The organism is Streptomyces sp. NPDC058240, from assembly GCF_042882135.1.
Taxonomy (GTDB): domain Bacteria; phylum Actinomycetota; class Actinomycetes; order Streptomycetales; family Streptomycetaceae; genus Streptomyces.
The window spans coordinates 1-1,302 of the sequence record NZ_JBHVWT010000161.1 but is presented as its reverse complement, the minus strand read 5'-3'; the positions used below and the strand labels follow the sequence as shown (position 1 = coordinate 1,302).

1 protein-coding gene is annotated in these 1,302 nt (G+C 60.8%); it reads right to left on the bottom strand.

Annotation, left to right across the window (positions count from 1 at the left end; genetic code table 11):
* Positions 1–538: 538 nt before the first annotated feature.
* Positions 539–1,302: Imm43 family immunity protein (locus ACFVX4_RS42130; protein WP_389988850.1), on the bottom strand; the 764-nt coding region annotated here is incomplete at its 5' end.

Here is a 1,302-nt window from a genome sequence, read left to right as displayed (position 1 = left end):
CGGCTTGCGCTGGCTCACGCCGTAGCGTTGGCATGGACGCGGCGGAGGATGCCGTTCCTCTACTGATGGGCGTTTCTGCCTCATCTTCAAACCAGGCGGACTTCATGCACGAGAACCGGAGTAAACGGGTGGCCAGGTCGGTAGCTCGGCGGCCACGAAGGCGCGCGTATGAGGGTGAATAGCTTGAAAACGGGCAAGCGTAAAGGTCACCCAACGACGCAGATCATCTCTAAACGCCCTCTCAGAGGGCGGTACCTGAGCTGATGCCCGGTTTGGCCGGACGCTGACGGCCCGTGGTTTTCATGCCTTGTCTGAGGGTGAGCTGAATTCAGCGGTTGATCTGGCGCTTCCAGACATTGACAACGGGACGGTGACGGTGCGCAATGCGATCTTCTCTCCAGAGGAGTAAGCGCATTTGTTTAGTGGTCGGCTCTCGAAGTCCTTCGGGAGTTGACTCCGGGCTGGTTGTGGGTGTGTCCGCTGTCAGGTGTCGAGGGCGACGAGATGGAGGATCGTCGCACGGAGGCGGAGCGTCCGGTCACGCGCTGTGGATAGCCCCGATCTCAGGCAGCTCCACGAACTCGACCCCCCTCGGCCTGAACCGCTTCGCACCTTCGGTGAATCTCTCCGAGCAGAAGGCAACACCCAGGAGCGAGATGCAGTCGAGGAAGAACAGGTCGCGCTCCGGTGATTTCCTGAATCGGAGCTCCCAGACCTTCTTGATCTGCCCGTCGCGGCGGTAGTCGATTTTCGACCTCTCGAGGTCGACCACGTCCTCGACCTTCAGCAGCTCGGCCCGGGGGAACTTTACAAAGAAGTAGTCCTTCACCGAGATCCGTTTGCCCTTGGTGGACACCGCATGCAGCCTCGCGGCCTGCCAGCTGCCAGTGTCGGTGGACTGCATCAGGGACAGGAAGTCGCCGCTGACAACGTGCCCGTCGAACGACGTATGGAAGTCGAAGTCGTATGCCCGGTCCTTCGCGATCAGCCACAGCTCGGGCGGAAGGTCGGCCAACGGGGCGTGGCCCATGGCGTAGTGCCAGGTGTACTGCATCGACCTGTCGTAGCCATTGTCCGAGAACGCCTCGTGGATCATTCCGTTGAGGAAGACGGGGCAGCGGGCCTCTTTTTTGTATGCCAACGCGAAGTACAAAGCGTCCATCACCGTTCGCCAGCCTGACGCGGAGTCGGCCTCCGCCACCGCCAGCTTAGCTTGCGATTTTAGGACGTGAAGATCGTTTAGGTTTGGGTTCTGCTGTTCGCCGGACATGGGAACGGCCTTCGGGTGACGCTGGGTTCTCG